Raw genomic sequence first — 5,862 nt, 5'->3', positions numbered from 1 at the left:
TTGGCCGAGGAGTCACACGCCGATGGCCTGCTCGAATACCCGCTGTACACCAAGCCACCAAGCTGGCGCGGCTTGGATGTGCCGCCGGTGCTGCTCAGCGGTGACCACGGCAAAATCGCCGCCTGGCGGGCCGAACAAGCTGCCCAGCGCACGGCCGGCCGCCGCCCCGACCTACTGGCGAACTGACAAAGTCAGCATTGGACACACGCCTGGCTTTGCGTGCCGCCCAGCGCGGCTGGCCGCCGCCCCGACCTGCCGGCGAACTAGCCTCCCGGCTCAACTCGATCCAGCGGCCTCCAGCAGATCACCGATTCAGCCTCCCTCAGGAGTAGGTTGACCTTGGCAAATGGTCTGTTTGGCTGGCTGGTCAGACGTCTTTCACCTTCATGCCAGTCAGTCCGGCCGAGACAATCACGGTCCTGTGTTGCCTTGCGTCCGTCGTGATGGGTGAGGCCACAGAACCCATCGGAGGAATCAATTGCGCGGTGAGACCTGCCTTCCGGGCGATGGGCACCTCTCCGCCATTGGGAAGGTCGGCCGCGTGGACGCCGTCGACGACAACCGCCCACTTATGAAGGCCGGCGCTGAGCTTCTTTGCTCTCTGCGCTATTAGTATGGTTTCGGACGACGCCAATGGGGCGTCGCACTCACACAACCATCTGCCTTGCCTCAAAACTGTGCGGCGCACTCTCCACACGTAACCAGCGCCATCGTGGGTTCCCCATGCCTTGTGTCGCTAATGTGCTGCAACTTGGCGAGCACCGATCAAGGGTGCCGGGTTTAGTCGATCAACATGACCGCCTCAATCACGCCGGTCAATCGACATGAACAGCTCGATGGCTCCGGCCAATCGACATGAACGGCTCGATGACGGCAGTTTCCGCCCACCTGGGCAAACGCCCGGGCCTTGTCATTCAACCGTTCAGGTCGATCCGAACCAGGCATCCAACCGTTCAGGTCGATCCCGCCCTGTCACACCAGCGTTCAGGTCGATCCCGCCCTGTCACACCACCGTTCAAGTCGATCCAGACCAGCCATCCAGCCGTTCAGGTCGATCCCGCCCTGTCACACCAGCGTTCAGGTCGATCCAGCAAGGAAGCCTAAGGTGGCTTCGGTGGCACCTCGGGCGCCAAATCAGGCGGCTGTCCGGCGGGGCCAGCGTCAGCCTTTGTGGCAGATCCTGCCGCGATTTGGCACCGGGCAGTTCGTTGGCGACTTGGTTACTGGCCCTGTCGAAGGGTGGCCCTGAGTTGGGCGACGAACCGGTCCGGGTTCTCTGTCAGCATTTTCCAGGTAACGCGAATGACGCGGTAGCCAGCCGCTGGCAGCCCGGTGGCGGGCTAGGAGAAGTGCGGTTGTCATTGGCCCTGTCGAAGGGTGGCCCTGAGTTGGGCGACGAACCGGTCCGGGTTCTCTGTCAGCATCTTCCAAGTAACGCGAATGACGCGGTAGCCAGCCGCTTCGAGCGCATTGCTCCGTTCCCGGTCTGTGTTGAACGCGTCCTCCGCGCTGTGGAAGGCCCGGCCGTCCGCCTCGACCACCACCTTTTCCGACCGGAATAGAACGTCAACATTGATCCAATTCCGGCCAATCCGGATGGTCACATTCAGCTCGAAGCCCTCGATGCCCGCCGCCTGCAGGACTCTCACGGCCTTGAACTCGAGAGCCGAGGCTACCCCCAGGGCGATCCACTCGTGGTATTCCCTGAGCGTCACAACGCCTCGATGGTTCGCCCTGGCTGCCACCACGTTGGCGAATTGGTTCGGCGTGATTCTGTTGCGTGTGATCAGCCAGGCGAAGAGCGAATCGGCATGAGCCTTGTCGAGGTAAGCCAGAGTGTCGACCGCCGCCCAGACGACTTGCTGGAGCCGACCTCCGCCAACCTGCCGGGCCTCGTCGCTGGTCAACACCAGTTGACGCGGCCGTATGCCCCGTCTGCGGCGCCGCCTGGACGGAACGGCGCAGGTGATTTCATTTATCACTGGCAACGGTGCCGCGGGTAGCTGGGCAGCCAGCGCCACTGGCCCAATCACCACGGAATCTGGCCAGGTCAACCAGGCGGCCCAGCAGCTCCTGGTGGCACCGACCGGCAAACCGGCCGGTGCCAGCGCGTCTCCGGCCACCGGCACCCACAACCCCTTGCGAATCCGATAAGCCACTTGGTTCGATGTGAAACCGTGGTCTATGGCCTGCTGCCTTGTGAACAACCCGGCCTGATCATCCGCGATTCCTGGGACTGGGTGGCTAGTGATGCCTTGGGTCGTGAGCGTCATGCGCCGATGATGCCCGATTCTCGCCGGCCGTATGCCAAATGGGCGGCTCGCCTGTGGATAACCAGGGTCGAGCCGATTCAAGGCAGATGCGGCCCCGGTGGCGAACACATGATCGAACGCCCGGGCGCGCACCGCGGCTGACACGGCAATCAGCGCAGTCGTCGCGATCAGTTTGATGACATTCTGCAATCAACATGAGCAGCCCAATCACACCCACCAGTCGACATGACCGCCTCAATCACACCGGCCAATCGACATGAACAGCTCGATGACTCCGGCCAATCGACATGAACAGCTCGATGACTCCGACCAATCGACATGAACAGCTCGATGACGGCAGTTTCCGCCCACCTGGGCAAACGCCTGGGCCTTGTCATTCAACCGTTCAGGTCGATCCCGCCCTGTCACACCACCGTTCAAGTCGATCCAGACCAGCCATCCAGCCGTTCAGGTCGATCCCGCCCTGTCACACCAGCGTTCAAGTCGATCCGGCCCTGTCACACCAGCGTTCAAGTCGATCTGGCCCAGTCATTCAACCGTTCAGGTCGATCCGGCGGCATACCGGAAGACCTCAAGTAGGCACAGCGTAGGACTGATCACCCGGTATCAAGTCAGTCCGGCGGCTTACCGGAAGACCTCACGCCCGAGGTTTCCCGGGCGAACCGGCACCAGGCTTCACGCCAGGCACAGCGTCGGACTGATCGCCAGGGATCGCATCGGACTCGGCACCAGGTGCAGCACCAGCCTTGGCCGCGGCCTTGGCGTCTGACTTAGCAGCGGCCATTTGGTCAGCTGAGGCGGAATCGTTGAAAGTCGCGCTTAAGCGCGTGGCCCGCATGAACAGCACGGCCACCACCGAGGCCACTGCCACGGCCGCTGCAATCCAGAACAGCAGACCAATCGAGTCACCGTAGGAGGACTTGATGACCTCGCGTAGCGGAGCGGGCAGGGTAGAGAAATCGAGCGACTGCTTGGCCCCGCCCTCGGCCTGGGATTGAGCCTGAGCCGCCAGGGCCTTGCGGGTGGCCGGATCAAGCTGCGCAATCGCAGCCGCTTTGCGCGACTCGGTCAGCGAATGAACCCGGGAAGCAAAGACGCTGCCCAGAACCTGGACACCGATGGTGCCACCCAAAGACCGGAAGAAAGTGACCGTCGCGGAGGCGGCACCGACATCGTGCACCGAAGTCGAGTTCTGGACCGCCAACACCAGGTTCTGCATGGACAGGCCCACGCCCACGCCGGCCACACCGCCATACAGCCCAATCAGCCACAAAGGCGTGGTGTAGTTGACCGTGCCCATCAGGCAAAAGCCGACCACCAAGGTTGAAGTGCCGACCATGGTGAACGGTTTCCACTGGCCGGTGGCGCTAACCAGCCGGCCGCCGACAACCGAGGCCAGTAGCACACCAGCCATCATCGGCAACATCATCAAGCCCGAGGCCGTAGGGCTGTAACCCCGCGCCACTTGGTAGTACTGGCCCAGGAACACCGCCGCGCCAAACATGGCGATGCCCACCGCGACCGAGGCCACCACGGCCAAAGCGGTGGTACGCATTTTGATGATCTGCAAAGGAATGATCGGGTTGCGCACTTTGGACTCGACAAAGACAAACAGAACCGTGGCCATCAACGTGAAGCCAAGCAGAGCAGCGGTTTGCCACGAGATCCAGTCGAAAGAGTTGTTGGCGAAGGAAATCCAGATCAACAGCGCGGAAACCGCGGCTGTCACCAGTGTGGCGCCTAGCCAGTCGACCTTAGCCCCCGGCCGCGCCAGGAACGGCACCTTCAATTTGAATTGCAGCACGCCGCCGGCAATGACGGCGAAGGGTACGGCCGACCAGAAGCACCAGCGCCAACCTAACCAAGGCGCATCGACAATGAATCCGCCAATCAGCGGCGCTGCCACAGTCGCCACCGCCATAGTGGCGCCGGTGTAGGCCATGTAGCGGCCGCGTTCCAAAGGCGGAATGACCGAGCCAATAATCGCCTGGATCAGCGACATCATGGCGCCCATGCCGATCCCTTGAACTGCCCGGCAGGCAATCAGCATGGCGGTCGAAACCGAGGCGCCAGCCGCCACCGAGCCGAAAATGAAGATCGCCAAACCGAACAACATCAGGGTCTTTTTGTTGAACAGGTCAGCCAGTTTGCCCCAGATCGGGGTCGAAGCGGTGCTGGCCAGCAGTGTTGCGGTCACAATCCAGGTGTATTGCTGTTGGGTTGAGCCCAATTTGGCGGTGATAACTGGCAGCGCCGTGCCCACCACAGTGGCCGAGACGTTGGTCACGAACATGGCGATCAGCAAGCCGGTCAGGACCTCTAGGATCTCGCGGTGGGAGAGTAGCGCCGGCGTGCCCGGCTGGCCTGGGGGCGGCGTTTTGTTGTCGCCCGATGTCGCTCCCCCACCTGGGCCCTTACCGGCATCCTTGGCCAGGACTGCGGCTACCTTGGCTCGGGCGTCAGCCTGGTCAGACTTTGATATTGGTTTCATGGCTGCCTTCGACTAGTCGGTGGAAGCTTGGGATAGGGCGTTGGCCATGGCCGCCATGACGGTGTTGGCGGCCGCGATATTTGACGGTTCGATGCCCGCCAAGGCGGCCCTGATCGCATCAGCTCGGGCTACCCAGACTTGGTGGACGGCAGCTTGGCCTTGCTTGGTAATCGAAACCAGCCAGGCCCGGCCGTCATCGGGGTCTTTGACCCTGGCCACCAGTCCGGCCTGTTCCAGGGCGGTGACATGGCGCGAAAGGACCGAGAGGTCCAAGTACAGCAGGTCTGCCAGGGCGGATAGCCTAACCTGACCGCAGCGAGCCAGAATTCCAAGAACCGCCACTTGGGCCCAAGTCGGCCTTTGTCGGTCGCCAGTCTCCCGCGGCCGCAGGGCCTGGTTCAGGCTCATTAGGGTCTGAAGTAAGCCAGCCAGTTCGGGGTCAACGCCTGGCAAGGAGTTGAACCACTGACGGTCCTTGGAGCCAACATCGCAAACCGCGCCGGCCGCAGGGCTGGTGTTGGCACCGTCCCCGGAGCCTGCTTTTCGGCCGGGGGTGGTTCTGCCACCGGCTCCGGTGTCGCCAAGAGACCTTGTGTGGCCACCGGGGTCGGTTTCGTAGCTGGTTCGGGAGTCGGGGCGATTTCCGGCCTGGCTACTCGGGTCGGCTTGGCCAAGGGCGATGGCTTTGTGGCCAGTTCCGGCGGTGGCCCCCTTGGCGCGAGATTGGGTTGTAGAACCGACGGGCACGAGTGACCAATCTAGACCGTTTACTTGCGCTATGCAAGCATTTTGGCCAGCCCGCCGCCGTGACGCCGCCAGCCCCCCATGCCGCGACACCGAGGTTGAGCGGCACGACCGTGTGCAAAAGCTCAATCTCGCGGTGAAAGTGGTGGTCAACCCAATTGTCGCGGCGAGAGAAGAGCTTTGGCATAAGCCTGGGCTGCCAAACCCAGTGCTGTGGGAAACGGGCCTCGTGGCTGAGGTTACGTTGGTTTTGGCCTGTTTTTTGTGGCCTGTTCAGGGCCTATGGGCAATGACTTCGGCTGAAGTGTTGCCAGGGATACGGCGTGCCGCATCCAGCATGTGACCCGAACACCA

Annotated in this window: 5 protein-coding genes; 2 read left to right on the top strand and 3 right to left on the bottom strand. The window is 62.4% G+C overall.

Annotated elements, in window-relative coordinates; translation table 11 throughout:
• Window positions 1-186 (top strand): tRNA (guanosine(37)-N1)-methyltransferase TrmD (locus FWD29_09675; protein ID MCL2804197.1); only part of this gene is annotated, 186 nt, incomplete at its 5' end.
• Between the two features lie 1,172 nt (window positions 187-1,358).
• Here FWD29_09675 and FWD29_09670 read toward each other — a convergent pair.
• Window positions 1,359-2,273 (bottom strand): endonuclease domain-containing protein, encoded by a 915-nt coding sequence (locus tag FWD29_09670; GenBank protein ID MCL2804196.1) that lies wholly within the window; start codon window positions 2,271-2,273, stop codon window positions 1,359-1,361.
• Between the two features lie 330 nt (window positions 2,274-2,603).
• Between FWD29_09670 and FWD29_09665 the strand changes: the two genes are divergently transcribed.
• Entirely contained in the window at window positions 2,604-2,852 is a 249-nt protein-coding gene (locus FWD29_09665; protein MCL2804195.1) for a hypothetical protein, read from the top strand.
• A 58-nt stretch (window positions 2,853-2,910) separates the two neighbouring features.
• On the opposite strand, the gene FWD29_09660 is transcribed toward FWD29_09665, so the two are convergent.
• The gene (locus tag FWD29_09660; protein MCL2804194.1) at window positions 2,911-4,764 is read right to left on the bottom strand and encodes an MFS transporter; all 1,854 of its coding nucleotides are present in this window, start codon (window positions 4,762-4,764) and stop codon (window positions 2,911-2,913) included.
• A 12-nt stretch (window positions 4,765-4,776) separates the two neighbouring features.
• Entirely contained in the window at window positions 4,777-5,511 is a 735-nt protein-coding gene (locus tag FWD29_09655) for a MarR family winged helix-turn-helix transcriptional regulator (protein ID MCL2804193.1), read from the bottom strand.
• Window positions 5,512-5,862 lie beyond the last annotated feature (351 nt).

The sequence above is a fragment of the Micrococcales bacterium genome (assembly GCA_009784895.1).
Classification (GTDB): domain Bacteria; phylum Actinomycetota; class Actinomycetes; order Actinomycetales; family WQXJ01; genus WQXJ01.
The sequence above is the reverse complement of the archived record's forward strand: the minus strand, read 5'-3'. Positions and strand labels throughout refer to the sequence as shown.

What these genes read in the sequence shown, in the direction of transcription:
- FWD29_09660 (MCL2804194.1), bottom strand. Translation starts at nt 4,764, where the DNA reads ATGAAACCAATATCAAAGTCTGACCAGGCTGACGCCCGAGCCAAGGTA.
- FWD29_09665 (MCL2804195.1), top strand. Translation starts at nt 2,604, where the DNA reads ATGACGGCAGTTTCCGCCCACCTGGGCAAACGCCTGGGCCTTGTCATT.
- FWD29_09670 (MCL2804196.1), bottom strand. Translation starts at nt 2,273, where the DNA reads ATGACGCTCACGACCCAAGGCATCACTAGCCACCCAGTCCCAGGAATC.